Below are 26095 nucleotides of genomic sequence, written 5' to 3'. Positions count from 1 at the left end.
CGGAGCGCCGGGCACACCGGGAAGTCCGGGAAGACCCGGCACGCCGGGCACGCCGGGCAGACCACCGGGCATGCCGCCGAGTTCGGTCTGGTCCTGCTGCAAGCCCTTGCCGTCCATCGGCACCGCGTCGGGTCCGGGCGGCGTGGGGTCGAACGGCGGCGGGTTCTCGGTGTCGAAGACGATCGTCGAGCAGTCCGCGCCGACCTCGGGATAGGCGTAGTTGTTCAGCCGCAGAGCTGTGATGAACTGGCCGACGCGCTTGTCATCGGGGCTGTCCAGCTTCAACTGGTGCCCCCAGGACTGCAAGGAGACGGCGGAGTCGAGGCCGGGGTAGGGCGACATCATCGTGTACGGCTTGCCCTCGACCTTCGCCTTCAGCGTGGCGATGCCGTCGGCGTTCACCTTGTCCGGGTTGTAGGCGATCCACACCGCGCCGTGCTCGAGGGAGTGCACCGCGTTCTCCACCCGGATCGGCTTGCTGTAGACGATGCCGGTGCAGGTCGCCCAGGACTGATCGTGCGGACCGCCGAACGGCGGCGCCTGGTCGTAGGCCACGCGCTGGTTGGACGCGATGTGCAGACCCGCGGGGTATTCCTTCTTCACCACACCCGCGATCCCGTCGGACGGGTCCTTCTTCTGCGCGCTCGGCGTGTACTTGTCCAGGTCGGCCTTTTCCCGGTACTTGGGGACCAGGTTGTAAGCCAGTGCGCCGATCAATGCGATGATTACTACGGCCGCGCCGATGGCCGGCCAGGGGATCTGCCGGGTTTTCTTCGGAAGCTGTCCTTGTCTGCCTCGCTTGCGGGGATCTGACAACTTCGCCGCGGCCTTGGCGGCCTTGGCCGATTTGGCGCTGGGACTGCTAGGCATCGCTCAGTGTGCTCTTTCGACGTTGATGGATCCGCTGGCTGCGCAGTGCCCACCCCGAGGTGCACACCCGCCAAGACCATAGGATAGAGACTCGTGACTCCAGCTGACCTTGCAGATCTCCTTCGCTCGACAGCGGCGAAGGTGCTTGTCGAACGTGGACTGGACCCTGCGGTCCTGCCCGACGAGGTCACCGTGGAACGCCCCCGCAACCCCGAACACGGCGACTATGCCACGAATGTCGCGATGCAGGTGGCCAAGCGCGCCGGAACCAAGCCGCGTGATCTGGCCACCTGGCTGGCCGACGCGCTGGCCGAGGCCGACGGCGTCGCCGCCGCCGAGGTCGCCGGGCCCGGGTTCCTGAACATCCGCCTCGCGGCCTCCGCGCAGGGCGCGATCATCGAGCGGATACTCGCCGCGGGCGCCGCGTACGGCACCGCGGAGACGCTGAAGGGCACCCGGATCAACCTCGAGTTCGTCTCGGCCAACCCCACCGGTCCCGTGCATCTGGGCGGAACCCGATGGGCTTCGGTCGGCGACGCGCTGGGCCGCATTCTGGCCGCGCAGGGCGCCGACGTGGTGCGCGAGTACTACTTCAACGACCACGGGGCGCAGATCGATCGGTTCGCCGCCTCGCTGGTCGCGGCCGCCACCGGCGCGCCGACCCCGGAGAACGGATACGCGGGCGCCTACATCGGCGAGATCGCCGACAAGATCCTGGCCGCGCACCCGGACGCGCTGAGCAAGCCGGAGGCCGAGCGCCTCGAGGTGTTCAGGGCCGCGGGCGTCGAGCTGATGTTCGCGCACATCAGGGAGTCGCTGCACGAGTTCGGCACCGACTTCGACGTCTACTTCAACGAGAGCTCGCTGTTCGCCTCCGGCGCGGTCGAGCAGGCCGTCGAGCGGCTGAAGAACTCCGGCGACCTGTACGAGAAGGACGGCGCCTGGTGGATCGCCAGCTCGGAATACGGTGACGACCAGGACCGGGTGGTCCTCAAGAGCGATGGCAAAGCCGCCTACATCGCCGGCGACATCGCCTACTTCCAGGACAAGCGCTCCCGCGGCTTCGACTTGTGCATCTACATGCTCGGCGCCGACCACCACGGTTACATCGGCAGGCTGAAGGCCGCCGCGGCCGCGTTCGGCGACGATCCGGCGACCGTCGAGGTGCTGATCGGGCAGATGGTGAACCTGCTGCGCGACGGCGTCGCGGTGAAGATGAGCAAGCGGGCGGGCACCGTGGTGACGCTCGACGACCTGGTCGAGGCGATCGGCGTGGACGCGGCGCGGTACTCGCTGGTGCGCTCGTCGGTGAACTCGAGCATCGACATCGACCTGAACCTGTGGGCCAGCCAGAGCAACGAGAACCCGGTCTACTACGTGCAGTACGCGCACGCGCGGACCGCGTCCATCGCCCGCAACGCCGCCGAGTTCGATTACGACTCCGTCACCGCCGACCTCGCGCTGCTGTCGGCGGAGGAGGAGGGCGAGCTGATCCGCACCCTCGGCGAGTACCCGCGCGTGGTGGCCGGTGCGGCGAGCCTGCGTGAACCGCACCGGGTGGCCCGCTACCTGGAGGAGCTGGCCGGCGCGTACCACCGTTTCCAGACCAACAAGAACCTGCGCGTCCTGCCGCTGGGTGACGACCCCGTCTCCCCGACGAACGCGGCCCGGCTCGCTCTGGTCAACGCGACCCGCCAGGTCCTGGCCAACGGCTTGGCCCTGCTCGGCGTCGGCGCGCCGGAGCGCATGTGACCGGCCGGTCGACCACAGCGAGGAAGGAAGGCTCAGTGAGCGAGCACAGCGAGGTCGGAGAATGAGCGCGCATCCCGCCGGTCCACGGCACGCCGAGATTCCGCACGCGCCGAACCTGCCGGAGCGTCCGAGTGATCCGAAGCAGATGATCGACCTGCCCGCCAACGTATGGCCGCGCAACGCCACTCGCGACGAGGCCGGCGTCGTCCACTTCGCGGGCGTGCCGGTGTACGAGCTGGCCGAGCGGTTCGGCACCCCGCTGTTCGTGGTCGACGAGGACGACTTCCGTTCCCGCTGCCGTGACATGGTCCGCGCCTTCGGGGCGAACGCGCGAGTCCACTATGCGTCCAAGGCGTTCCTGTGCGGCGAGGTCGCCCGCTGGATCCGGGACGAGGGCCTGGCGCTGGATGTCTGCTCCGGCGGCGAACTGGCCATCGCGTTGCACGCGGGCTTCCCCGCGGAGCGAATCGCGTTGCACGGTAACAATAAATCCGTCGCGGAGCTGGAAGCCGCGGTCTCCGCCGGTGTCGGTCACGTGGTGGTCGACTCGCTCATCGAGATCGAGCGCCTGGAAGCCGTCGCGATCCGCGCGGGCGTGGTGCAGGACGTGCTGGTCCGGGTCACCGTCGGGGTGGAAGCCCATACCCACGAATACATCTCGACCGCGCACGAGGACCAGAAATTCGGCTTCTCGATCGCGGGCGGCGACGCGATGGAGGCGCTCGCGCGCGTCTTCGACGCCGACAACCTGCGCCTGGTCGGCCTGCACAGCCACATCGGCTCGCAGATCTTCGAGATCGACGGCTTCGAGATCGCCGCGCGGCGCATGCTCGGCCTGCTGCGGGAGGCCGTCGACAAATTCGGCGTCGAGCGCACCGCGCAGATCGCGACGCTGGATCTCGGTGGCGGACTGGGCATCTCGTATCTGCCGTCGGACGACCCGCCGCCGCTGGACCGGTTCGCCGCGAACCTGCGCGAGCTGGTCGCGGCCGAAGCCGAACGCGCGGGCCTGCCCACGCCGGTGATCGCGGTGGAGCCCGGCCGTGCCATCGCGGGGCCAGGCACGGTGACCCTCTACGAGGTGGGCACCATCAAGGACGTCTCGCTGGACGGTGGCCTGCGCCGCCGCTACGTGAGCGTCGACGGCGGCATGAGCGACAACATCCGGCCCGCGCTGTATCAGGCCGACTACGACTGCCGCCTGGTCTCGCGGTCGTCGCAGGCCGGACCGGTGGTCGCGCGCGTCGTCGGAAAGCATTGCGAGAGCGGCGACATCGTCATCCGGGACACCTGGATGCCCGCCGATGTCGGCCCCGGCGACCTCGTCGCCGTCGCCGCCACCGGCGCGTACTGCTACTCGATGTCCAGCCGGTACAACCAGTTGACCCGTCCCGCGGTCGTCGCGGTGCGGGACGGACAGCCACGCCTGATCCTTCGCCGGGAGACGGTGGCGGACCTGCTCAGCTTGGAGGTGGAAGCGTGACGGCGAACGCGAACAAGGGTGCGTGGGGGACCGATCGCCCGATCGGTGTCGCGGTCCTGGGCATGGGCAATGTCGGCACCGAGGTGGTGCGCATCCTGCGCGAGCACGCCGAGGACCTGCGTTCCCGCGTCGGCGCCCCCGTGGTGCTACGCGGTGTTGCGGTCCGCAACCTCGACACCGACCGCGGTCTTCCCGCGGGCCTGCTGACCACCGACGCCGACGCACTGGTCGCCCGCGACGACGTCGACCTGGTGGTGGAGGTGATCGGCGGCATCGATCCGCCGCGCCGGTTGATCCTGGCCGCGCTGAACGCGGGCAAATCCGTGGTGACCGCGAACAAGGCCCTGCTGGCCGACTACACCGGTGAACTCGCCGCCGCCGCCGAGCGCAGCCGCGCCGACCTGTACTTCGAGGCCGCCGTCGCGGGTGCCATCCCCGTGGTGCGCCCGTTGATCCAGTCGCTGGCGGGCGACCGGGTGAACCGGGTCGTCGGCATCGTCAACGGCACCACCAACTTCATCCTCTCCGCGATGGACGAGACCGGCGCCGACTATTCGGCGACGCTGGCCGAGGCCACCCGGCTGGGCTACGCGGAAGCCGATCCGACCGCCGACGTGGAGGGCTACGACGCCGCGGCCAAGGCCGCGATCCTCGCCTCGCTGGCCTTCCATACCCGGGTCACCGCCGCCGACGTGTACCGCGAGGGGATCTCGCGGATCTCCGCCGAGGATCTGGAGACCGCCTCGGCGCTCGATTGCACGGTCAAACTGCTGGCCATCTGCGAGCGGGTGGACGCGGGCCCCGGCGAGCCGGGACCGGAGGACGGCGGCAAAGAGCGCGTCTCGGTGCGCGTCTACCCCGCGCTCATTCCGCGCAAGCACCCGCTGGCCGCGGTGACCGGAGCCTTCAACGCGGTCGTCGTGGAGGCCGAGAACGCCGGGCGGCTGATGTTCTACGGGCAGGGCGCGGGCGGCGCCCCGACCGCCTCCGCCGTCCTCGGCGATCTGGTGATGGCGGCCCGGAACAAGTTCTACGGGGGTCGCGCTCCTGGCGAATCGGTTTATGCTGAGCTACCGATCGCGCCGATCGGCGATACGCCCACCCGCTATCACGTCAACCTCCAGGTCGAGGACCGTCCCGGGGTTCTGGCGGCGGTGGCGGGCGAATTCGCCAATCACGGGGTGAGCATCTCGACCGTCCGTCAAGAAGGGCACGGCTCGGGGGCGCGCCTCGTCGTGGTGACCCACCACGCAGTGGAGTCGGCGCTCGCGGACACCGTGGCCGCCCTGGCGGAAATGGCATCCGTCACATCTGTGACCAGCGTTCTGAGATTGGAAGGCACCGAAGAATGACCACAGCGTCGCGCAGCGACTCCATGAGGGGTGGCGGCCGGGAGCCGGGGGGCCGTACGACCGGCGTCGCGCCCCAGGCAGGTGTGCACTCCCGCTGGCCGGGCCTGATCGCGGCTTACCGCGACCGGCTCGCGGGCGCGGCCGACTGGGAACCGGTCACGTTGTACGAGGGCGGCACGCCCTTGGTGCCCGCGCCGCACCTGTCCGAAATCACCGGGTGCGATGTGTACCTCAAGGTGGAGGGCCTGAACCCGACCGGTTCGTTCAAGGACCGCGGCATGACGATGGCGATGACCGACGCCAAGTACCGCGGCCAGCGAGCGGTGCTGTGCGCGTCCACGGGCAACACCTCGGCATCCGCCGCGGCGTACGCCACCCGCGCGGGCATGAGCTGCGCCGTGCTGATCCCGCAGGGCAAGATCGCGATGGGCAAGCTGGCCCAGGCGGTCATGCTCGGCGCGAAGATCATCCAGGTGCAGGGCAACTTCGACGACTGCCTCGAACTCGCCCGCAAGGTCACCGCAGATTTCCCCAGCGTCGGCCTGGTGAACTCGGTGAACCCGGCGCGCATCGAGGGCCAGAAGACCGCGGCCTTCGAGATCTGCGACGTGCTCGGCAAGGCGCCCGACGTGCACGCCCTTCCCGTCGGCAACGCCGGCAACATCACCGCGTACTGGCGGGGCTACCGGGAGTACTACGCCGACGGCGTCACCGGCGGGCTGCCGCGCATGCTCGGCGTGCAGGCCGCGGGCGCTGCCCCGCTGGTCAACGGCGCACCGGTGAAGGACCCCGAGACCATCGCGACCGCGATCCGGATCGGCGCGCCCGCCTCCTGGAACGGCGCCGTCGAGGCCAAGGAGCAGTCGGGTGGCGCGTTCCGCGCCGCCACCGACGAGGAGATCCTCGACGCGTACCGCCTCGTCGCGGCCACCGAGGGCGTGTTCGTCGAGCCCGCGTCGGCGGCCGGTGTGGCCGGCGTGCTCGCCGCCCGCAAGGAGGGCTGGCTGGACTCCGGGCTCACCGTGGTGTGCACCGTGACCGGCAACGGTCTGAAGGATCCCGACACCGCGCTGTTGGGCCTGCCGCAGGTGCAGCCGGTCGCGGTCGACCCGGTCGCGGTCGCCGTCGAACTAGAGCTGGCCTGAGTTGAATTCGCGCGAGAGCCAGCTCATGAGCGCGACGCTGCCCGCCGGTCTGACCGTGACCGCGCGGGTACCCGCGTCCACCGCGAACCTCGGTCCCGGGTTCGACTCGCTCGGTATGGCATTGGGGATCTACGACGAGATCCAGGTACGCACCACCGATTCCGGGCTCACCATCCGGGTCGAAGGCGAGGGCGCCGACGATGTCCCTTGGGGCCCTTCACATCTCGTGGTCCGCGCGATCGAGCGCGGCCTGGAGTCGGCCGGTGTGTGGGCCGACGGTCTCGATGTGGTGTGCCGCAACGTGATTCCGCATTCGCGCGGGCTGGGCTCCTCGGCCTCGGCGGTGGTCGGCGGACTCGCCGCGGGGTGCGCCCTCGCCGCGAAGCTGGACCCGGCACTGGCCACGTCGGCCGACCGGATGGTCCAGCTGGCCGCGGAATTCGAGGGTCATCCGGACAACGCGGCGGCCAGTGTGCTCGGCGGGATCGTGGTCTCGTGGACCGAGAGCGAGCGTCCCGCGGACGAGGCTCCGGGCACCGAATACCACGGTCGCACCTACCGCGCGGTGCGGCTCGAGGCCCATCCCGCGCTGCGTCCGGTCGTGCTGATCCCCGAGGAGCGCTCGTCCACCGCGCACACCCGCGGCCTGCTGCCCGACGTCGTGTCGCACGGCGACGCCGCGTTCAACGTCAGCCGCGCCGCGCTGGCCGTGGTGGCGCTGACGCAGCGTCCCGACCTGCTGATGCCGGGCACCGCGGACCGTTTGCACCAGGCCCAGCGTGCCCCCGCGCTACCGCTGACCACGGCCTGGATCACCCGCCTGCGCACGGCGGGGATCGCGGCCACCGTCTCCGGGGCGGGCCCGACCATCCTGGCCCTGGGTACCAGCGAATTTCCAGCGGAACTGCGCGAAATGGCGGCAGCCGACGGCCTGCGCGTGGTGGAGCCGGGAATCGCCGAAGGTGTCCTGGTCGACTGACGGCGAGTCTGTCTTGCCGAGATTCGCAATGGACAGCTATCCTGGGCAAGTCCGTACATCGTGCGCATCAGACGCCGGTGCTTCATCAGGGCAATCGCTCCAGCAGGCTCCAGGCTCGAGCCTCCAGGCCATGGGGGTGCTGCGTAGCTGCGCAACTGGAATGATCTCTCCCCACCTTTCACCAATGGTGGAGAAGCCGCCGGTCCGGCGGAGCAGGTGATACGGCACACAGCGCCCGGACGGACGCATCCCAGTCCGGCAGAATGCCCGGGCTGCGGGACGAACCCTCGAAACAGCACACGGCGATCGAGGGAAGGAAAGGATTTCCGTGACAGATACGGACCTGCTCGCGACACCCGGCGTGGAATCGAACCCGACGGGCGACCGCGAAAGTGAATCCGGACAGATTTCGAAGATGAGCGAACACACCGACGTCGCACGATCGGGGCTGACTGGAATGTTGTTGCCGCAGTTGCGCGCGCTTGCGGGGGAGCTCGGTATCCGAGGCACCTCCGGGATGCGCAAGGGCGATCTCATCGCCGCCATCAAGGAGAATCAGGCCGCCGGAAGGGCGGCGGCAGCCAAGGCGGAGAAGCCCGCCAAGAGCGAGGCCAAGTCCGCGGTAACCGCCAAGGCCGACACCCCCGCGAAAGCCGATGCCCCCGCCAAGACCGCCGCTTCCGCGGCGCCGGCCAAGGCCGAGCAGGCGACCCTCGACGTGACGCCCGCGGCTTCGGCCGCGCCCACCGAGGCTCCCGCCCCGGCGAAGACGGCCCCCGCCGATTCCGCGCCCGCCGCCACGAACGCGGCCGAGTCGGCATCGTCCACGGCGACCGAGACCACCGAGGAGTCCGGCAGGGAGAGCGGCCAGCGCGGCCGTGGCCGGCAGCGCCGGGGCCGTGACCAGGCGCGATCGGCGACCGAGACCGCACCCGCCGAGACGCGTTCCGACGAATCGAAGCAGGACGCCGACCAGGGTGGCGAGCGTCGCCGCGACCGTGGCCAGGGTGAGCGCGGCCAGGGTGACCGTCAGAGCGACCGCGGCCAGGGTGACCGTCAGAGCGAGCGCGGCCAGGGTGACCGTCAGAGCGACCGTGGCCAGGGTGACCGTCAGAGTGACCGTGGCCAGGGCGAGCGCGGCCAGAGCCAGAACGGCAGCGCGGGCGGCCGCGGCGGTGACGACGAGGAAGGCGGTCGCGGACGGCGCGGACGCCGTTTCCGTGAGCGTCGTCGTGGGCGCGACCGCGAGACCGGTGGCGGCGAGGCCCGTGAGCTCGAGATCCGCGAGGACGACGTCCTCCAGCCGGTCGCGGGAATCCTCGACGTGCTGGACAACTACGCCTTCGTCCGCACATCGGGTTACCTGGCCGGGCCGAACGACGTCTACGTGTCGATGAACCTGGTCCGCAAGAACGGCCTGCGCCGTGGCGACGCGATCACCGGCGCGGTGCGCGCTCCGCGCGACGGCGAACAGTCCAACCAGCGCCAGAAGTTCGATCCGCTGGTGCGGCTGGACACGGTCAACGGCGGTGACGTCGAGGCGGCCAAGCGCCGTCCCGAGTTCGGCAAGCTCACCCCGCTGTACCCGAACCAGCGCCTACGGCTGGAAACTCAGCCGAACAAGCTGACCACCCGTGTGATCGACCTGATCATGCCGATCGGCAAGGGCCAGCGCGCCCTGATCGTGTCGCCGCCGAAGGCGGGTAAGACCACGATCCTGCAGGACATCGCGAACGCGATCGCGACCAACAACCCCGAGGTCTACCTCATGGTGGTGCTGGTCGACGAGCGTCCCGAAGAGGTCACCGACATGCAGCGTTCGGTACGGGGCGAGGTCATCTCCTCGACCTTCGACCGTCCGCCGTCAGACCACACCTCGGTCGCCGAACTCGCCATCGAGCGCGCCAAGCGCCTGGTGGAGATGGGCAAGGACGTCGTCGTGCTGCTCGACTCGATCACCCGGCTCGGGCGCGCGTACAACAACTCCTCGCCCGCCTCGGGCCGAATCCTCTCCGGTGGTGTGGATTCCACCGCGCTGTACCCGCCCAAGCGGTTCCTCGGCGCGGCGCGCAACATCGAGAACGGCGGCTCGCTGACGATCATCGCCACCGCGATGGTGGAGACCGGGTCGACCGGTGACACGGTGATCTTCGAGGAGTTCAAGGGCACCGGTAACGCCGAGCTCAAGCTGGACCGCAAGATCGCGGAGCGGCGAGTGTTCCCCGCGGTGGACGTCAACCCGTCCGGTACCCGCAAGGACGAACTACTGCTCAACCCCGACGAGGCGGCGGTGTTGCACAAGCTGCGCCGCGTACTGTCCGGCCTGGACTCGCACCAGGCGATCGATCTGCTGATCGACCGTCTGAAGAAGTCCAAGAACAACCTCGAGTTCCTGATGCAGGTGAGCAAGACCGCGCCCGGCGCGCTCGACGAGTGAGCTGACCAGCTGTCCGGTCGAAAGGGTCCCGCTGCTGCGGGACCCTTTCGGCGCTCCGGGGCCGAAGAACGCCACGCCGATCGTGGCGGCGCCGCAGATCAGGAAGCTCATGACGAGCGCACACGTCCCCACCCCGGAGTTCGGCGCGGCGGACCCTGCCCGGACGTATACGGCGTTCTCCGGTGCCGGGTAGGGCGTACCTGCCGGGAGCGCGAACAAACCGACGGCGACCGCGAGAGTCAGCAGAACGAGGATCGCGGACGCGATTCGGATGTTCACAAGGTCTCCTTCCTGTCTCGGCACGCCGATGTGCACCAGGTATGCAACTCTATGAACGAATTTGTTCACGTTCCTGAGTAGCGGACTACCCGACTTCAGGGTCCCGGAGGCGGCGCGGATTCGCGTGCCCGGACTTCCAGGGGCGGGAACGTTAGGGGAGTACCTGGGCGGGAACAAACCACCCGCCGGGGGCGTTTTGGGAGCGTAACGGCAGTTCTGGCATACTGAACCGTCGTTGCGTCTGCTCAGGTGAGCAGAGCTCCCGCCTAGTCGGTTCCGGTTCACGCTCAGCGCCTGCGCGCGCGGGCGACCCGGCGACCACAATCGAGAGGACATCCATGAAGGCAGGAATTCACCCGACGTATGTCGACACCACGGTCGTCTGTGGTTGCGGCAACACCTTCCAGACTCGCAGCACCAAGGAGTCGGGACACATCACCGTCGAGGTCTGCTCGCAGTGCCACCCGTTCTACACCGGCAAGCAGAAGATCCTCGACACCGGTGGCCGCGTGGCCCGCTTCGAGGCCCGCTACGGCAAGCGTGCCGGCAAGAAGGCCGACGCCAAGTAGCTTCCTCGCCGACGCCCGGTCCTGCTGCGCAGGCCGGGCGTCGGTGTTTTGTACGGACCGGCATCAGGAGAAGGAAGCACTGTGACGCAACCGTCCGCCATCGATGACATCCTGGCCGAGTACGCGGGCCTGGAGACGCAGCTGGCCGATCCGTCGCTGCACAACGATGCGGGCGCCGCGCGCCGGGTCGGCAAGCGGTTCGCCGAGCTGGCTCCGGTCATGGCCACCTATCGCAAGCTCGAGACGGCGCGCGACGATCTGTCCGCCGCCAGGGAACTCGCCGCCGACGACTCCGCGTTCGCCGCGGAGGTCCCGGAGCTGGAACAACAGGTCGAGGAACTGGAACAGGCGCTCGCCGACCTGCTGGCCCCCCGCGACCCGCACGACGGTGACGACGTCGTGCTCGAGGTGAAGTCCGGGGAAGGCGGCGAGGAGTCCGCGCTGTTCGCCTCCGACCTGGCCCGCATGTACGTGCGGTACGCCGAGCGCCACGGCTGGAAGGTCGAGATCCTCGACGTCACCCTGTCCGACCTGGGCGGTTACAAAGAGGCGACGCTGTCGATCAAGAGCCGTGACGCGACGCGCGAGGGTGTCTGGTCGCGCTTCAAGTTCGAGGGCGGGGTGCACCGGGTGCAGCGCGTCCCGGTGACCGAATCGCAGGGCCGCATCCACACGTCGGCGGCGGGCGTGCTGATCTATCCGGAGCCCGACGAGATCGAAGAGGTGCAGATCGACGAGTCGGATCTGCGCATCGACGTCTACCGCTCCTCCGGGAAGGGCGGTCAGGGCGTCAACACCACCGACTCCGCGGTGCGCATCACCCATCTGCCCTCCGGCATCGTCGTCACCTGCCAGAACGAGCGCTCCCAGTTGCAGAACAAGGCGCGCGCCATGCAGGTGCTCGCGGCGCGGTTGCAGGCGCTGGCGGAAGAACAAGCGGATCAGGAGGCGGCGGCGGGCCGCGCCAGCCAGATCCGCACGGTGGACCGCTCCGAGCGGATCCGCACCTACAACTTCCCGGAGAACCGGATCACCGACCATCGGATCGGTTTCAAGGCGCACAACCTCGACGCCGTGCTCGACGGTGATCTCGACGCGCTGCTGGACGCTCTCGGGAAGGCGGACCGCGAAGCACGTATGGCCGCGGAATAACCGTCTTTCGGGCAGAGTCGGTGCCATGTCTACGACCCGAGTCGCGCTGCGCCCCGTCCTCAACGACGCCATCGAGACGTTACGGACGGCGGGGGTGCACAGCCCCCGCGCCGACGCCGAGCACTTGGCCGCGCACGTTCTCGGTGTGGAGCGAACCCGGCTGGCGCTGAGCCCGCTGGTGGCGCCGGACGAGCTGGACGCGTTCCGCGAGCTGGTCGCCCGGCGTGCGGAGCGAATCCCGTTGCAGCACTTGACCGGGACGGCCGTGATGGGCGCGCTCGACCTCGCGGTCGGCCCCGGCGTCTTCGTGCCGCGCCCGGAGACCGAGTTGCTGTACGCGTGGGCGCTGGCGCAATTGGAAGCGCTGCCGCACGATCACGCGCCGATCGTCGTCGACCTGTGCACCGGATCAGGAGCGCTCGCGCTGGCTGTCGCACACGCGCGCCCCGACGCCGAGGTGCACGCCGTCGAACTCGATCCCGCCGCACTGGTCTGGGCGCGGCGCAACGCAGACGACCGCATCGCCGCGGGCGATACCCCGATCACCCTCTACGCCGACGACGCCACCGATCCCGAACTGCTCACGGATCTGAACGGCCGAGTGGACATCGTGCTGTCCAACCCGCCCTACATCCCGGAGGGCGCCCGCCTCGACCCCGAGGTGGCCGAGCACGATCCGTCCGTCGCCCTGTTCGGCGGCCCGGACGGGCTGTCGGTCATCCGCGGGATGGTCCCGAACATCACCAGGCTGCTGCGCCCCGGCGGCGCCACCGCCATCGAGCACGACGACACCAACGGCTCCGGCGTAGCCGCCCTGCTCACCGCCACCGGCGTCTTCACCGACGTCGTCGAACACCCGGACCTGGCCGGCAAACCTCGCTTCGTCGCCGCCACCCACACCTGACCCGCGCTTCGCCCGCCTCTCGTCGGACTTTGCGCGCTTCCCGCTTCGGAACCACACATCCATCGAGAGGGATCGACCAGGGTGCGGCGACCGCCGCACCCCACGTGACGACTGATTTCGCGAGCACATGGGTAACTCATCGGGCACGCCCAGAACCAGTTCGGCACTCGAGGCGGGAGCCCCTCTCACCTCACTAGTACGGCCTGAATACGCGGAGAGGCGGGGGAGCATGCCAGGATGGGTGCCGTGAGTACCGTCTACGACTGCGCGGATCCCGACTCGCGCGCCGCCGGACTGTCCGCAGCCACCAGCGCCCTGAAATCCGGACGGTTGGTCGTGCTGCCCACCGACACCCTGTACGGGCTGGCCGCCGACGCGTTCGATGCCACCGCGGTGAGTTCCCTGCTCGCGGCGAAGCGTCGCGGCAGGGACATGCCCGTGCCGGTGCTCGTCGGTTCTTGGCACACCATCGACGGCCTGGTCTTCTCGGTGCGCCCGCAGGCGCGCGAGCTGATCCGGGCGTTCTGGCCCGGCGGCCTGAGTCTCGTTGTGCAGCAAGCGCCTTCGCTCGCCTGGGATCTCGGTGACACGCGTGGGACGGTGATGCTGCGGATGCCGCTGCACCCGGTCGCGCTGGAGCTGTTGCGTGAGGTCGGCCCGCTGGCGGTGTCGAGTGCCAATGTGTCCGGGCAGCCCCCGGCGAAGACCGCGCCCGAAGCCCGTGACCAGCTCGGTGACCTGGTCGGCGTCTACCTCGACGGCGGCCCTGCCGAGCACGCGGTGGCCTCCACCATCGTCGATCTGACCGCCGATCAGCCGCGCATCCTGCGCGTGGGCGCGGTGCCGGTCGCCGACATCGCCGAGGTGCTCGGCATGTCGCCGGAAGCGCTCAGCGGCGCCGCACAGCAGCGCGGATGATGGGTTCGAGTGCCGTCGTCCCGCTTCGGGAGCTGCTGGTCGTGCTGCTCATCTCCGCGGTGGTGACGTTCCTGGCCACCGGTGGGGTGCGGGTGCTGGCGATCGGCTTCGGCGCGGTCGCCGTGCCCAGGGACCGGGACGTGCACGTCAAGCCGGTTCCGCGGATGGGCGGCGTCGGCATGTACATCGGTGTGGTCGCCGCGGTGCTGTTCGCCCACCAGCTGCCCGCGCTGCGCAGCGGCTTCGACTACAAACCCGACATCCCGATCGCCGTGCTGGTGGCCGCCACGGTCATCGTGCTGGTCGGGATCGTCGACGATCGCTGGGGGCTGGACGCGCTGACGAAGTTCGCCGGCCAGGTGACGGCGGCGGGCGTGATGGCCGTCATGGGATTGGGCTGGTACGTCATCTACAACCCGTTCAGCAACACCACGGTGGTACTGGACGGCTTGCAGGGCGGGCTGGTCACGGTGGCGGTCACCGTCACCCTGGTCAACGCCATGAATTTCGTCGACGGTCTGGACGGCCTCGCGGCCGGTCTGGGTCTGATCGCGGCGCTGGCCGTGTTCGTGTTCTGCCTGGGACTGATGAACGAGCAGGGCGGCTCGGTGGACACCTACCCGCCGGCATTGCTGGCCGCCGCACTCGCGGGTGGATGCCTCGGATTCCTGCCGCACAATTTCCAGCCCGCGCGCATATTCATGGGCGACTCCGGCTCGATGCTGATCGGATTGATGCTGGCCGCGGTGTCGACCGGCGCGTCGGGGCGAATCCCGTTGCAGGGGTACGGCCCGCGCGACATCGTCGGTCTGCTTTCCCCGCTGTTGCTGGTCGGCGCGGTGATGTTCATTCCGGTGCTCGACCTGTTACTCGCCATTGTGCGCCGGGTTCGCGCGGGCGTGAGTTTCTCGACGCCGGACAAAATGCACTTGCATCATCGCTTGCTGCAGATCGGCCATTCGCACCGCCGCGTGGTTCTGTTGATCTATTTGTGGGTCGGCGTGCTCGCCTTCGGCGCGGTCGGCACCTCGCTGATGGACCGCACACTCGTCGTGTTGCTGATGGCGGGCGGGCTGGTATTCGCCTTGGTGATCACCGCCATTCCGGGGCTGCGGCGTGGGGACCCGGCGGGTGACGGATCGGCGTCCGGGTAAAGTCGGCGGCTGTGAGCTTCACACCCCGACCCGTGCCAGGCCCCGACGCGCCGCTGCGGTCCGCGCTGCGCTACGGACTGATCGGCCTGGGCGTGCTGGTCGTCCTGGCCGTCGCGCTGGGCGCCGCCGTCGCGGGTGGCTCCGGGGTGTGGGGCGCCGTGCTCGGCGCCGCGATCGGTGGCGGCTTCATCCTCACCACCGCGGCCGTCGTGCTGTTCGGCGCGAAGCTGCCGCCGAGCACCGCGGGCCTGATCATGCTGGTCAGCTGGGCGGGCAAGGTCCTGGTGGCGCTGATCGTCGTCGCGATCCTCCAGCGGTTCCACTTCTACGATCGCGTCGTGCTGTTCCTCACGGTGGTCGGAGCCCTGGTCATCGTGCTCGGCGCGGAGACGTACGGCGTTGTCCGGCAGAAGGTTCCGTACGTGACGACGACCGACCCGGACACCGCGTCCGGTACCCGGGAGTAACCAAAACACCCCACCCCCTACACGCTGTCGTAGATGACTTGGTAAAGTGTTGGTAAGCAAGCGACCAAGTCGGGGATCAGTAAGGGGTCACCGCCGAGATCCCCTGCATGGGCCGCTATGCTTACTGCCGTGCCGGGCTCCGAGGGGTGTTCCGGTTCTGCATGTCGACGAATGTCGCCGACACACGTACAGACGCCTGGTGGAAATCAAACCACCGCCCAGCTGCTGACGAACTTCGAGCCGACCTGAGTCGACCCAAATTGATCGTCAATGTCCGATCGAACCGCGGGAATGACCGTACCCGCGGCCCGAACACGGGAGAGAACGCTGAGCGTCACCACTCTGGCGGCCGAGTTCCACGCGCCGTCGCTTACCGACTTCTTCCCTCCAGCTGTGCTGTTCGAGGGAACGCCGTTCGAACTCGATCGATTGATGCTGATCCGCATTCTGATGACGGCCGTTCTCGTCGTCGTGATGGTGCTGGCATTCCGCTCGCCCCGGATCGTTCCGCGCGGCCTGCAGAATGTGGCCGAAATCGGCCTGGTCTTCGTCAAGGAGCAGATCTGTGACGAGGTCCTCGGCAAGGAGTCGGGACGGAAGTTCTTGCCCCTGATCGCGACGATCTTCTTCACGGTCCTCTTCCTGAACTTCTCGGGTGTCGTGCCGGGGTTGAACATCTCGTCGAACGCCCGAATCGGCATGCCGCTGGTGCTGGCCGTCATCGCGTACCTGACGTTCAACTACGTCGGTATCAAGAAGTACGGATTCCTCAACTACATGCGCAGCAGCATCGTCGTTCCGAACGTTCCCGCCGCGCTGCACGTGCTGCTGATTCCGATCGAGTTCGTCTCGACCTTCATCCTGCGTCCGTTCACGCTGACCGTCCGACTCATGGCGAACATGCTGGCAGGCCACATCATGCTGGTCCTGTTCTTCAGCGCGACCTGGTTCTTCCTGTTCGACGCCACCTCGTGGATGAAGGTGTTCTCGCCGTTCTCGCTGCTCGCGGGACTCGGATTCACCTTCTTCGAGTTGTTGGTCATCTTCCTGCAGGCCTACGTGTTTGCGCTGCTGACCGCCGTATACATCTCACTCGCACAGCATGCGGCCGACCACTGACCTGACCGACCCAACTACCGGAAACCTGCTACACCACGCCGACCGGCGGGTGAGCAACAGAAAGGGAATGGAAGACTCATGAGCCTCGCTTACCTGGCCCAGGAAGCCGCCACGAACGAGAGCACCTTCAAGGGCCTGGGCGCCGTCGGCTACGGTCTCGCCGCGATCGGCCCCGGCATCGGCGTGGGCATCGTCGTCGGTAAGGCGATCGAGGGCATCGCCCGGCAGCCCGAGCTGCAGGGCACCATCCGTACCAACATGTTCCTCGGTATCGCGTTCACCGAGGCCCTGGCCCTCATCGGTCTCGTCGCCGGCTTCATTTTCTGATTCCGATGTACGAGTCAGTTTTGCTCGCGGCGGCGGAGGGAGAGGATGTGAATCCTCTCGTCCCCGAAACGTACGACATCGTCTGGTCGATCGTCTGCGTCATCATCATCGGGTTCCTGTTCTACAAGTACGTGACCCCGCGCCTGATGAAGACGCTCGACGAGCGCTCCGAGAAGATCGAAGGCGGCATCGCTCGCGCGGAAGCCGCGCAGGAAGAAGCTCAGCTCACCCTGCAGCAGTACCAGCAGCAGCTGGCCGACGCCCGGCTCGAGGCCGCGCGCATCCGTGAGGACGCGCGTACCCAGGGCCAGGAGATCCTGGCCCAGATGCGCTCGGAGGCCCAGGCCGAGGCCGACCGCATCATCGCGGCGGGCCACACCCAGCTGGAAGCCCAGCGCCAGCAGATCCTGACCGAACTGCGCCACGAAGTCGGCCGCACGGCCGTCGACCTGGCCGAGAAGATCATCGGGCAGTCGGTTTCGGACGAGGCCAAGCAAGCGGCCTCGATCGACCGTTTCCTCGACGAGCTCGACCAGACGGACGCAGGCATCGGGGTCGGAAGGTAACGACGCGAAAGTGAGAAGCATGTACGCAGCGAGCCGCGAGGCCAGTGCCCGGTCTCGGGAGGCGCTTCGGGCCGCTCTGACCGGAAGCGACAGTGCTGCGGCCACGACGGGGTCGGAACTGTTCGCCGTTGTCGCCGTGCTGGACGACCAGCGTTCGCTGCGTGTGGCGCTCGCGGACGTGTCGGTGCCGGGTTCCGCGCGTGCGGAACTCTGCGAGCGGGTCTTCGGCGGCAAGGTCAGCGCTGCCACGCTGGCAGTGCTGACCACCGCGGTGGCCGAGAACTGGTCGCGCACTTCTGATCTGGTGGACACCTTGGTGCTGCTCGGCCAGGAGGCGTTGCTGGAGTCGGCGGCCCAGCGTGGCCGGATCGAAGCGGTCGAGGACGAGCTGTTCCGGCTCGGCCGGATCATCAGCGACAACCCCGAGTTGGACCAAGCGCTGTCGGATCGGTCGCAGCAGGCTTCGGCCAAGGGCGAGCTGATCCAACGGCTGCTCGCCGGCAAGACGGAGCCCATCACCCTGACCCTGGCGGAGCAGGTGGTGACCAGGCAGCGGTCGGGCATCAGCGCCGCCTTCGACGAGCTGTCCGACCTCGCGGCGGGGCGCCGCGATCAGATCGTCGCGCACGTGCGCGCCGCGATCGGGCTCAGCGAGCAGCAGCGCGACCGGCTGGCCGCCTCGCTGCGGCGCATCTACGGCAAGGCGACCACGGTGCACATCCAGGTCGACCCGAGTTTGCTGAGCGGAGTCGTGGTGCGCGTCGGTGACGACGTGATCGACGGCAGCGCCATCGGCCGACTGGAGAAGATGCGCAGGGCTCTGACCTAGCGCGCTTCCACCACCCCCGACATTCCAGACCCAGACAGCGAGAGCAGGAAGAACATGGCGGAGCTGACGATCTCCTCCGACGAGATCCGTAGCGCGATCGAGAGCTACACCCAGAGCTACACCCCCGAGACCTCCATCGAAGAAGTCGGTGTGGTCACCGACACCAGCGACGGCATCGCGCACGTCAGCGGCCTGCCCTCGGCAATGGCCAACGAGCTGCTCGAGTTCCCGGGCGGCGTGCTCGGCGTCGCGCTGAACCTCGAGGACCGTGAGATCGGTGCGGTCATCCTCGGCGAGTTCGCCGAGATCGAGGAGGGCCAGGAGGTCCGCCGGACCGGTGACGTGCTCTCGGTCCCGGTCGGCGACAAGTTCCTCGGCCGCGTGGTGAACCCGCTGGGCCAGCCGATCGACGGCCTCGGCGAGATCGAGTCCGAGGAACAGCGCGTGCTCGAGCTGCAGGCCGCGACCGTGCTGGAGCGCCAGCCGGTCGAGGAGCCGCTGGCCACCGGCATCACCGCGATCGACGCGCTGACCGCCATCGGCCGTGGCCAGCGTCAGCTGATCATCGGCGACCGCAAGACCGGCAAGACCGCGGTCTGCATCGACGCGATCCTGAACCAGAAGGCCAACTGGGAGACCGGCGACCCGACCAAGCAGGTGCGCTGCATCTACGTCGCCATCGGCCAGAAGGGCTCCACCATCGCGGGCGTGAAGGCCGCGCTGGAGCAGCACGGCGCGCTGGAGTACACCACCATCGTCGCCGCCCCGGCCTCCGACTCCGCCGGCTTCAAGTGGCTGGCCCCCTACACCGGTTCGGCCATCGGCCAGCACTGGATGTACCAGGGCAAGCACGTGCTCATCGTCTTCGACGACCTGACCAAGCAGGCCGAGGCCTACCGCGCCATCTCGCTGCTGCTGCGTCGCCCGCCGGGCCGCGAGGCCTACCCGGGTGACGTCTTCTACCTGCACTCCCGGCTGCTGGAGCGTTGCGCGAAGCTGTCCGACGAGCTGGGCGCTGGCTCGATGACCGGTCTGCCGATCATCGAGACCAAGGCCAACGACATCTCGGCGTTCATTCCCACCAACGTCATCTCGATCACCGACGGCCAGGTGTTCCTCGAGTCCGACCTGTTCAACAAGGGCGTCCGCCCGGCGATCAACGTCGGTACCTCGGTGTCCCGCGTCGGTGGCGCCGCCCAGACCAAGGGCATGAAGAAGGTCGCGGGCTCGCTTCGTCTGGAACTCGCGCAGTACCGCGAGCTGGAGGCGTTCTCCGCGTTCGCATCCGACCTCGACGCGGCCTCGCTGGCGCAGCTCGAGCGCGGCGCCCGCTGGGTCGAGCTGCTCAAGCAGGACCAGTACTCGCCGGTGCCGGTCGAGGACCAGATCATCTCGATCTACCTGGTCGACCGCGGCCACTACGACTCGGTCCCGGTCGGTGACATCCGCCGCTTCAACGCCGAGCTGCTGGAGGAGCTGCACCGCAGCGCCGCCGACGCGTTCAAGGCCATCGCGGGCGGCAAGGTGCTCGACGGCGAGGCGGCCGAGCAGGTCGAGGCGGCCACCAAGAAGTTCCTGGGGACCTTCCTCACCTCCGACGGCACTCCCGTGGTGAACGAGGCCGAGGCGGGCCAGCTCGACCACGAAGAGGTCGAGTCGCTGTCGGTGACCCGCAAGCACGTCGAGAAGTAACGCGAGCCGGCAAATGCGCTATTCGATCCGCGGCATACGCGACGGGCACGAAGGAGGAAGCGTGCGCGACCTCCTCGTGCTCGGCGTACGCCGTCAATCCCACGCAGCGAATGAAGGGAGTGTGAACCGCTGATGGCAAGCTTGCGTGAATTGCGCTCCCGCATTCGTGGTGTGAATTCGATCAAGAAGATCACCAAGGCCCAAGAGCTGATCGCGACCTCGCGAATCTCCAAGGCTCAGGCCAGGGTCGCGGCCGCGAAGCCGTACGCGGAGGAGATCACCAAGGTCCTCAGCGAGCTGGCGAGCGCGTCGAAGAACCTGTCGCATCCGCTGCTGACCGAGCGCGCCAACCCGGGCCGGGCGGCCGTGCTGGTGATCACCAGTGACAGCGGCATGTGCGGTGGCTACAACTCCAACGTGCTCAAGCGCGCGGAAGAGCTGATGACCACCCTGCGTGACGAGGGCAAAGAGCCGGTGCTCTACGTGATGGGCAACAAGGGCCTGACCTACTACGCCTTCCGCAACCGCTCGTACGTGTCGGCGTGGACCGGGTTCTCGCAGCAGCCGAAGTATTCCGATGCTTCGTCCGCCTGCCACCACCTGGTCGACGCCTTCATGGCCGGCTCCGAGGGAGCGGTGCCCGCTCCGAACGGGACGGGTGACATCGCAGGCGTCGATGAGCTGCACGTCGTGTACACCCGCTTCGTCTCGATGCTGACGCAGAGCCCTGAGGTGCGCCGACTGGCGCCGATCCAGGTGAGCTACGTCGACGAGAACTTCGACCTGGGTGAGGACATCGTGTCGGATTCGCCGACGGCGGAGGTCCACGCGCAGTACGAATTCGAGCCCGACGCCGATGTGCTGCTGGCGGCGCTGCTGCCGAAGTACGTCAACACGCGTATCTACGCGTCGTTGCTCGAGGCAGCGGCATCCGAGTCAGCGGCTCGGCGCACCGCAATGAAGGCCGCCACCGACAACGCCAACGAACTCGCGAGCGTGCTCCAGCGCGAGGCCAACTCGGTGCGTCAGGCCCAGATCACGCAGGAAATCAGCGAAATCGTCGGCGGCGTGAACGCGCTGGCGTCGAGCTCGGACCGCGACTGAGCGCCACACGCGGCCTGAGCGACGGGCACGGAGTAAGGCCCCCGAAGGCCGCACATCGACACGGAGAGAACCAACACCAATGACCGCAGCTGTCACCCAAGACAACACGAGCCGGACCGGCGGCGCCGCAGGCCGCGTCGTCCGGGTCATCGGCCCCGTCGTGGACGTCGAGTTCCCGCGCGGAGCCATTCCCGAGCTGTTCAACGCTCTGCACGCCGAGATCACCCTGACCTCGGTGGCCAAGACCCTGACCCTCGAGGTCGCCCAGCACCTCGGCGACGGCATCGTGCGCACCATCTCGATGCAGCCGACCGACGGCCTGGTCCGCGGCGCCACCGTCACCGACACCGGCAAGCCGATCTCGGTGCCCGTCGGCGACGTGGTCAAGGGCCACGTCTTCAACGCGCTGGGCGACTGCCTGGACACCCCCGGCCTCGGCCGCGACGGCGAGCAGTGGGGCATCCACCGCAAGCCGCCGTCGTTCGACCAGCTCGAGGGCAAGACCGAGCTGCTCGAAACGGGCATCAAGGTCATCGACCTGCTCACCCCGTACGTGAAGGGTGGCAAGATCGGTCTGTTCGGTGGCGCCGGTGTCGGCAAGACCGTTCTGATCCAGGAGATGATCACCCGTATCGCGCGGGAGTTCTCCGGCACCTCCGTGTTCGCCGGTGTCGGCGAGCGCACCCGTGAGGGCACCGACCTGCACCTGGAGATGGAGGAGATGGGCGTCCTCCAGGACACCGCCCTCGTCTTCGGTCAGATGGACGAGCCGCCGGGCACCCGTATGCGCGTCGCCCTCTCGGCGCTGACCATGGCCGAGTACTTCCGCGACGTGCAGCACCAGGACGTGCTGCTGTTCATCGACAACATCTTCCGGTTCACCCAGGCCGGTTCCGAGGTGTCGACCCTGCTCGGCCGCATGCCCTCCGCCGTCGGTTACCAGCCCACGCTGGCCGACGAGATGGGTGAGCTGCAGGAGCGCATCACCTCGACTCGTGGCCGGTCCATCACCTCGCTGCAGGCCATCTACGTGCCCGCCGACGACTACACCGACCCGGCTCCGGCGACCACCTTCGCCCACCTCGACGCGACGACCGAGCTCTCCCGCCCGATCTCGCAGAAGGGCATCTACCCGGCCGTCGACCCGCTGACCTCGACCTCCCGCATCTTGGAGGCCTCGATCGTCGGCGACCGGCACTTCCGGGTCGCCAACGAGGTGAAGCGGATCCTGCAGAAGTACAAGGAACTGCAGGACATCATCGCCATCCTCGGTATGGACGAGCTGTCCGAGGAGGACAAGGTCCTCGTCGGCCGCGCCCGTCGTCTGGAGAAGTTCCTCGGCCAGAACTTCATCGTGGCCGAGAAGTTCACCGGTCAGCCGGGTTCGGTCGTGCCGCTGGAGCAGACCATCGACGACTTCGACCGCGTCTGCAAGGGTGAGTTCGACAGCTATCCCGAGCAGGCCTTCAACAGCTGCGGTGGTCTCGACGACGTCGAGAAGGCCGCCAAGAAGATCCTCGGAAAGTAGTCACCGATGGCGGAAATGTCAGTCGATCTCGTCGCGGTCGAACGATTGCTCTGGTCCGGCCAGGCGTCGTTCGTCAGCGCGCAGACCACCGAGGGCCAGATCGGCATCATGGCCGGCCACGAACCGTTGCTCGGCCAGCTGGTCGAGGGCGGCATCGTGACGATCGTGGACACCGACGGTCAGCGGGTCGTCGCCGCGGTGCACGGCGGATTCTTCTCGGTGACCGCGAACTCGGTTCGGGTGCTGGCCGAGTCGGCGGAATTCGCCGACGAGGTGGACGTCGAGGAGGCCCGCCGGGTGCTGGCCGACTCCGACGCCAGCGAAGAGCAGCAGAAGGCGGCTCAGGCCCGCGTGCGCGCGGTCGAACAGACGGCGAACGCGTAGTTACAACCTGTTTTCGAGCACGACGGCTGTCGGCGGTGAAGAGTCTCTTCACCGCCGACAGCGTCTTTCAGGCGAGTCGGACACGGCCGGGCCATTTGTAAACTCGGTGCCGTGGTTGAATGACCGCACGCGGTGTGAACATCAGGCTCGCCGAGCTGCAGTCCACGTCACCACGAAGGGCCTGCGAACACCCGCCAATCGAATGCCGTGTGGACCACACGGCGGCGTAGCGAAGGGACGAACAGCATTGCAAACCGGGATGGTTCTCCTGATCATTCTGGTGCTCACGCTCGTGTTCCTCGCGCTTGCCTCGACTTACCGCCTCATCATGTTGCGGCGCGGCGGAACCGCCGCGATCCTGCGTGTCCTGCCCGCTCGCGGCGGTCAAGGATGGCGCCACGGATTGATCCGCTACGACGAGGACCGTCTGGTCTTCTTCAAACTCACCAGCCTCAAACTCGGCCCGGACTCCGCCATTCGGCGGCAGGGCATCGAGATCGGGGATCGCCGGGGTCCGCGCGGCGACGAGTACGACATCATGACCGACGACATCGCCGTGATCGCGGTGTCGGACCGCTCGGGCGACTTCGAACTCGCCTTGGATCGCGATTCCCTGACCGCCTTCCTGTCCTGGGTGGAATCCCGCCCGTCCGACCGGACGCGGCGGATGCCGGGTCTGTAGCTCTCGGCGGACCCGGTCCGGCCGCGCCCGCTAGGGTTGTGCTGTGAGCGTGCATTTGACCCGGATCTACACCCGGACCGGTGATGACGGGACCACGGGATTGAGCGACTTCTCCCGGGTCGCGAAGACCGACCCACGCTTGGTGGCCTACGCCGACTGCGATGAGACGAACGCCGCCATCGGTGTGGCGATCGCCCTCGGTGGGCCCGACGCGACGATGCTCGCGGTACTGCGGCAGATACAGAACGATTTGTTCGACGCAGGCGCGGACCTCTCCACACCCGTCGTGGCGGAACCGAAGTATGCGCCGCTGCGGGTCACTCAGCCCTACATCGACCGGCTCGAGGCATGGTGCGACGAGTTCAACACCGCGTTGCCCGCGCTCGATTCGTTCATCCTCCCCGGCGGTACGCCGCTGGCTGCCCTGCTGCACACCGCCCGGACGGTGGCGCGCCGAGCGGAGCGCTCGGCGTGGGCGGCGATCGAGGCGCATCCGGAGGACACCGAGGTGCTGCCGGCCAAGTACCTCAATCGCCTCTCGGACCTGCTGTTCATCCTGAGCCGGGTGGCCAATCCCGGCGGCGATATCCTGTGGAAGCCCGGCGGGGAACCGCCGAGCGCCTGATCGCGTAGGACCGCAGGCGAGTACCCGGGCGATCACGGGGTATTGCCGGCAAGGCGTCGGGACCACCCCGTCGACCACAGAACGCGCCCATCTCGCGGCACTCGCTCCAACGGCGAAAACGTCCGGAGGCGAGGGGAGTCGTGGAGAGGCGGCACCGTAGTGCGCCGCCCCAACTATCCTTGCACCAACAGTGCGCCGAATACGCGGAGAGGCGGCATGGAACGGTTTTTGGTTACCGGCGGAAATCGACTCGTCGGTGAGGTCACGGTGGGGGGCGCCAAGAACAGCGTCCTCAAACTGATGGCCGCTGCGCTGCTCGCCGAGGGCACCACCACGATCACGAACTGCCCGGACATCCTCGACGTGCCGCTGATGGGCGATGTGCTGCGCGGCCTCGGCTGCGACGTGGCCATCGACGGCGGGACGGTGTCCATCACCACGCCCGCCGAACCGAAGTACCACGCGGACTTCCCCGCGGTGACGCAGTTCCGCGCGTCGGTGTGCGTGCTGGGGCCGCTGATGGCGCGGTGCAAGCGCGCCGTCGTCGCACTGCCCGGCGGTGACGCCATCGGCTCCCGCCCGCTCGACATGCATCAGGCAGGCCTGCGCCTGCTCGGCGCGACCAGCGAGATCGAGCACGGTTGCGTGGTGGCCAAGGCCGACGAGCTGCAAGGCGCCCGGATCCGGCTCGACTTCCCCTCGGTCGGCGCGACCGAGAACATCCTCATGGCGGCGGTGCTGGCCGAGGGCGAGACGGTGATCGACAACGCCGCGCGCGAACCGGACATCGTCGACCTGTGCAACATGCTCGTCCGGATGGGCGCGCGGATCAGCGGCGCGGGCACCTCGGTGCTCACCATCCAGGGCGTCGAGCGTCTCGCGCCGACAACCCACCGCGTCATCGGGGACCGCATCGTGGCCGCGACGTGGGGCATCGCCGCCGCGATGACCCTCGGCGACATCCGCGTCACGGGCGTGAACCCCAAGCATCTGTCGCTGGTGCTCGACAAGCTGCGGTCCGCGGGGGCGCGCATCTCGTTCGAGCAGGACGGCTTCCGGGTGGTCCAAGCCGAGCGCCCGCGCGCGGTGAACTTCTCGACCCTGCCGTTCCCCGGTTTCCCGACCGACTTGCAGCCGATGGCCATCGGGCTGGCGTCCATCGCGGACGGAACCTCGATGATCACCGAGAACATCTTCGAGGCGCGCTTCCGGTTCGTGGAAGAGATGATCCGGCTCGGCGCCGACGCGCGCACCGATGGGCACCACGCGGTGGTGCGCGGGATTCCCCGGCTGTCGAGTGCTCCGGTGTGGTCCTCGGACATCCGGGCCGGCGCGGGTCTGGTGCTCGCGGGCTTGGTCGCCGACGGGACCACCGAAGTGCACGACGTCTTCCATATCGATCGCGGGTATCCGAATTTCGTCGAGCAGCTGCAGGAGCTGGGCGGCGATGTCACGCGCGTCGGCGCCGCGGATTGAGCGCTCGCGCCCATCCCGATGGGCGCGAGTTATCGATCGTTTCCCTGAAAACCCGTGATGACCAGGGGATTTGACATCGTGCACGCAGACACGTAACTTATTCCAAGTCAGAGCGACACGGACACCGACCCGGGGCCCAGGAGCTGAGCGGAAACGCTGAGCCGGAGGCCAGGGAAACGAGGTAGGACGAGGAGCGCCTGACGCTCACATGGCTCGATCGCGACCCCGGTTTGCAACTGGGTTCACTACTGAGCTAAGCTGGAAAAGTTGCCTCACTGAAGTTCCGAAAATGTTCGGAGTGA

At 68.2% G+C, this 26095-nt stretch carries 24 protein-coding genes; 23 read left to right on the top strand and 1 reads right to left on the bottom strand.

Annotated features, from left to right (window positions below; genetic code table 11):
- Positions 1-870: thioredoxin-like domain-containing protein (locus tag NG1_RS29860; RefSeq protein WP_062976371.1), on the bottom strand; the 870-nt coding region annotated here is incomplete at its 3' end.
- 93 nt (positions 871-963) lie between these two features.
- Here NG1_RS29860 and argS point away from each other — a divergent pair.
- From argS to murA, 23 genes are all read left to right on the top strand, one after another.
- Complete coding sequence (argS, locus tag NG1_RS29855; protein ID WP_062976369.1) at positions 964-2622, top strand: arginine--tRNA ligase; 1659 nt, start codon at positions 964-966, stop codon at positions 2620-2622.
- A 61-nt stretch (positions 2623-2683) separates the two neighbouring features.
- Complete coding sequence (gene lysA, locus NG1_RS29850) at positions 2684-4105, top strand: diaminopimelate decarboxylase (RefSeq protein ID WP_062976367.1); 1422 nt, start codon at positions 2684-2686, stop codon at positions 4103-4105.
- Positions 4102-5457: a homoserine dehydrogenase gene (locus tag NG1_RS29845; RefSeq protein ID WP_083863263.1), complete on the top strand. Its 1356-nt coding sequence runs from the start codon at positions 4102-4104 to the stop codon at positions 5455-5457. Before lysA ends, NG1_RS29845 begins: the two co-directional genes overlap by 4 nt.
- Before the next feature lie 23 nt (positions 5458-5480).
- Positions 5481-6602, top strand: coding sequence for a threonine synthase (gene thrC, locus NG1_RS29840; protein ID WP_062976377.1), 1122 nt, complete (start codon positions 5481-5483; stop codon positions 6600-6602).
- Positions 6603-6627: 25 nt separating this feature from the next.
- Positions 6628-7581 (top strand): homoserine kinase, encoded by a 954-nt coding sequence (thrB, locus tag NG1_RS29835; protein ID WP_062976375.1) that lies wholly within the window; start codon positions 6628-6630, stop codon positions 7579-7581.
- 328 nt (positions 7582-7909) lie between these two features.
- Positions 7910-10018, top strand: a complete 2109-nt coding sequence (gene rho, locus NG1_RS29830) for a transcription termination factor Rho (protein WP_062976365.1) — start codon at positions 7910-7912, stop codon at positions 10016-10018.
- A gap of 617 nt (positions 10019-10635) precedes the next feature.
- Positions 10636-10866 carry a 50S ribosomal protein L31 gene (rpmE, locus tag NG1_RS29825; protein ID WP_039796334.1) on the top strand — a complete coding sequence of 77 codons (231 nt, stop codon included), beginning with the start codon at positions 10636-10638 and terminating at the stop codon, positions 10864-10866.
- An 81-nt stretch (positions 10867-10947) separates the two neighbouring features.
- On the top strand, positions 10948-12018 hold the full coding sequence (prfA, locus tag NG1_RS29820) for a peptide chain release factor 1 (RefSeq protein ID WP_040865160.1): 1071 nt from the start codon (positions 10948-10950) through the stop codon (positions 12016-12018).
- Between the two features lie 25 nt (positions 12019-12043).
- Positions 12044-12922 carry a peptide chain release factor N(5)-glutamine methyltransferase gene (prmC, locus tag NG1_RS29815; protein WP_062976363.1) on the top strand — a complete coding sequence of 293 codons (879 nt, stop codon included), beginning with the start codon at positions 12044-12046 and terminating at the stop codon, positions 12920-12922.
- Positions 12923-13168: 246 nt separating this feature from the next.
- On the top strand, positions 13169-13840 hold the full coding sequence (locus NG1_RS29810; RefSeq protein WP_040865177.1) for an L-threonylcarbamoyladenylate synthase: 672 nt from the start codon (positions 13169-13171) through the stop codon (positions 13838-13840).
- On the top strand, positions 13837-14994 hold the full coding sequence (locus NG1_RS29805; RefSeq protein ID WP_062976361.1) for a glycosyltransferase family 4 protein: 1158 nt from the start codon (positions 13837-13839) through the stop codon (positions 14992-14994). Before NG1_RS29810 ends, NG1_RS29805 begins: the two co-directional genes overlap by 4 nt.
- 11 nt (positions 14995-15005) lie before the next feature.
- Positions 15006-15461, top strand: coding sequence for a Cg1360 family ATP-synthase-associated protein (locus tag NG1_RS29800; protein WP_040865163.1), 456 nt, complete (start codon positions 15006-15008; stop codon positions 15459-15461).
- Positions 15462-15752: 291 nt separating this feature from the next.
- A complete protein-coding gene (gene atpB, locus NG1_RS29795; RefSeq protein ID WP_157114310.1) occupies positions 15753-16580 on the top strand; it encodes a F0F1 ATP synthase subunit A in 828 nt (275 codons plus the stop codon).
- A gap of 78 nt (positions 16581-16658) precedes the next feature.
- Positions 16659-16907: an ATP synthase F0 subunit C gene (locus NG1_RS29790; protein ID WP_039796339.1), complete on the top strand. Its 249-nt coding sequence runs from the start codon at positions 16659-16661 to the stop codon at positions 16905-16907.
- A 5-nt stretch (positions 16908-16912) separates the two neighbouring features.
- On the top strand, positions 16913-17473 hold the full coding sequence (locus NG1_RS29785; RefSeq protein WP_062976359.1) for a F0F1 ATP synthase subunit B: 561 nt from the start codon (positions 16913-16915) through the stop codon (positions 17471-17473).
- A 19-nt stretch (positions 17474-17492) separates the two neighbouring features.
- A complete protein-coding gene (locus tag NG1_RS29780; RefSeq protein WP_062976357.1) occupies positions 17493-18302 on the top strand; it encodes a F0F1 ATP synthase subunit delta in 810 nt (269 codons plus the stop codon).
- A gap of 54 nt (positions 18303-18356) precedes the next feature.
- Positions 18357-19994 carry a F0F1 ATP synthase subunit alpha gene (gene atpA / locus NG1_RS29775; protein WP_062976355.1) on the top strand — a complete coding sequence of 546 codons (1638 nt, stop codon included), beginning with the start codon at positions 18357-18359 and terminating at the stop codon, positions 19992-19994.
- 132 nt (positions 19995-20126) lie between these two features.
- On the top strand, positions 20127-21098 hold the full coding sequence (locus NG1_RS29770; RefSeq protein ID WP_062976353.1) for a F0F1 ATP synthase subunit gamma: 972 nt from the start codon (positions 20127-20129) through the stop codon (positions 21096-21098).
- A gap of 79 nt (positions 21099-21177) precedes the next feature.
- Positions 21178-22626, top strand: coding sequence for a F0F1 ATP synthase subunit beta (gene atpD, locus NG1_RS29765; RefSeq protein WP_062976351.1), 1449 nt, complete (start codon positions 21178-21180; stop codon positions 22624-22626).
- 6 nt (positions 22627-22632) lie between these two features.
- The gene (locus NG1_RS29760) at positions 22633-23010 is read left to right on the top strand and encodes a F0F1 ATP synthase subunit epsilon (RefSeq protein ID WP_040865169.1); all 378 of its coding nucleotides are present in this window, start codon (positions 22633-22635) and stop codon (positions 23008-23010) included.
- A 259-nt stretch (positions 23011-23269) separates the two neighbouring features.
- Positions 23270-23692, top strand: a complete 423-nt coding sequence (locus NG1_RS29755) for a DUF2550 domain-containing protein (protein ID WP_084466922.1) — start codon at positions 23270-23272, stop codon at positions 23690-23692.
- 43 nt (positions 23693-23735) lie between these two features.
- Positions 23736-24317 (top strand): cob(I)yrinic acid a,c-diamide adenosyltransferase, encoded by a 582-nt coding sequence (locus tag NG1_RS29750; protein ID WP_062976347.1) that lies wholly within the window; start codon positions 23736-23738, stop codon positions 24315-24317.
- A gap of 216 nt (positions 24318-24533) precedes the next feature.
- Entirely contained in the window at positions 24534-25793 is a 1260-nt protein-coding gene (gene murA, locus NG1_RS29745) for a UDP-N-acetylglucosamine 1-carboxyvinyltransferase (RefSeq protein ID WP_040865172.1), read from the top strand.
- The last annotated feature ends 302 nt before the right edge of the window (positions 25794-26095 follow it).

Source organism: Nocardia gamkensis NBRC 108242, from assembly GCF_001612985.1.
GTDB classification, from domain to species: domain Bacteria; phylum Actinomycetota; class Actinomycetes; order Mycobacteriales; family Mycobacteriaceae; genus Nocardia; species Nocardia gamkensis.
Note: the sequence above shows the minus strand (reverse complement) of the source record. Positions and strands in the feature narration are given on the sequence as shown.

Bases quoted from the DNA above. Each gene is read 5' to 3' on its own strand.
- NG1_RS29770 (WP_062976353.1), top strand. From the start codon at position 20,127: ATGGCAAGCTTGCGTGAATTGCGCTCCCGCATTCGTGGTGTGAATTCG.
- rpmE (WP_039796334.1), top strand. From the start codon at position 10,636: ATGAAGGCAGGAATTCACCCGACGTATGTCGACACCACGGTCGTCTGT.
- murA (WP_040865172.1), top strand. From the start codon at position 24,534: ATGGAACGGTTTTTGGTTACCGGCGGAAATCGACTCGTCGGTGAGGTC.
- NG1_RS29780 (WP_062976357.1), top strand. From the start codon at position 17,493: ATGTACGCAGCGAGCCGCGAGGCCAGTGCCCGGTCTCGGGAGGCGCTT.
- atpB (WP_157114310.1), top strand. From the start codon at position 15,753: ATGACCGTACCCGCGGCCCGAACACGGGAGAGAACGCTGAGCGTCACC.
- NG1_RS29760 (WP_040865169.1), top strand. From the start codon at position 22,633: ATGGCGGAAATGTCAGTCGATCTCGTCGCGGTCGAACGATTGCTCTGG.
- thrC (WP_062976377.1), top strand. From the start codon at position 5,481: ATGAGGGGTGGCGGCCGGGAGCCGGGGGGCCGTACGACCGGCGTCGCG.
- NG1_RS29790 (WP_039796339.1), top strand. From the start codon at position 16,659: ATGAGCCTCGCTTACCTGGCCCAGGAAGCCGCCACGAACGAGAGCACC.
- NG1_RS29785 (WP_062976359.1), top strand. From the start codon at position 16,913: ATGTACGAGTCAGTTTTGCTCGCGGCGGCGGAGGGAGAGGATGTGAAT.
- NG1_RS29805 (WP_062976361.1), top strand. From the start codon at position 13,837: ATGATGGGTTCGAGTGCCGTCGTCCCGCTTCGGGAGCTGCTGGTCGTG.
- atpA (WP_062976355.1), top strand. From the start codon at position 18,357: ATGGCGGAGCTGACGATCTCCTCCGACGAGATCCGTAGCGCGATCGAG.
- lysA (WP_062976367.1), top strand. From the start codon at position 2,684: ATGAGCGCGCATCCCGCCGGTCCACGGCACGCCGAGATTCCGCACGCG.
- atpD (WP_062976351.1), top strand. From the start codon at position 21,178: ATGACCGCAGCTGTCACCCAAGACAACACGAGCCGGACCGGCGGCGCC.
- thrB (WP_062976375.1), top strand. From the start codon at position 6,628: ATGAGCGCGACGCTGCCCGCCGGTCTGACCGTGACCGCGCGGGTACCC.
- NG1_RS29755 (WP_084466922.1), top strand. From the start codon at position 23,270: ATGGTTCTCCTGATCATTCTGGTGCTCACGCTCGTGTTCCTCGCGCTT.
- prmC (WP_062976363.1), top strand. From the start codon at position 12,044: ATGTCTACGACCCGAGTCGCGCTGCGCCCCGTCCTCAACGACGCCATC.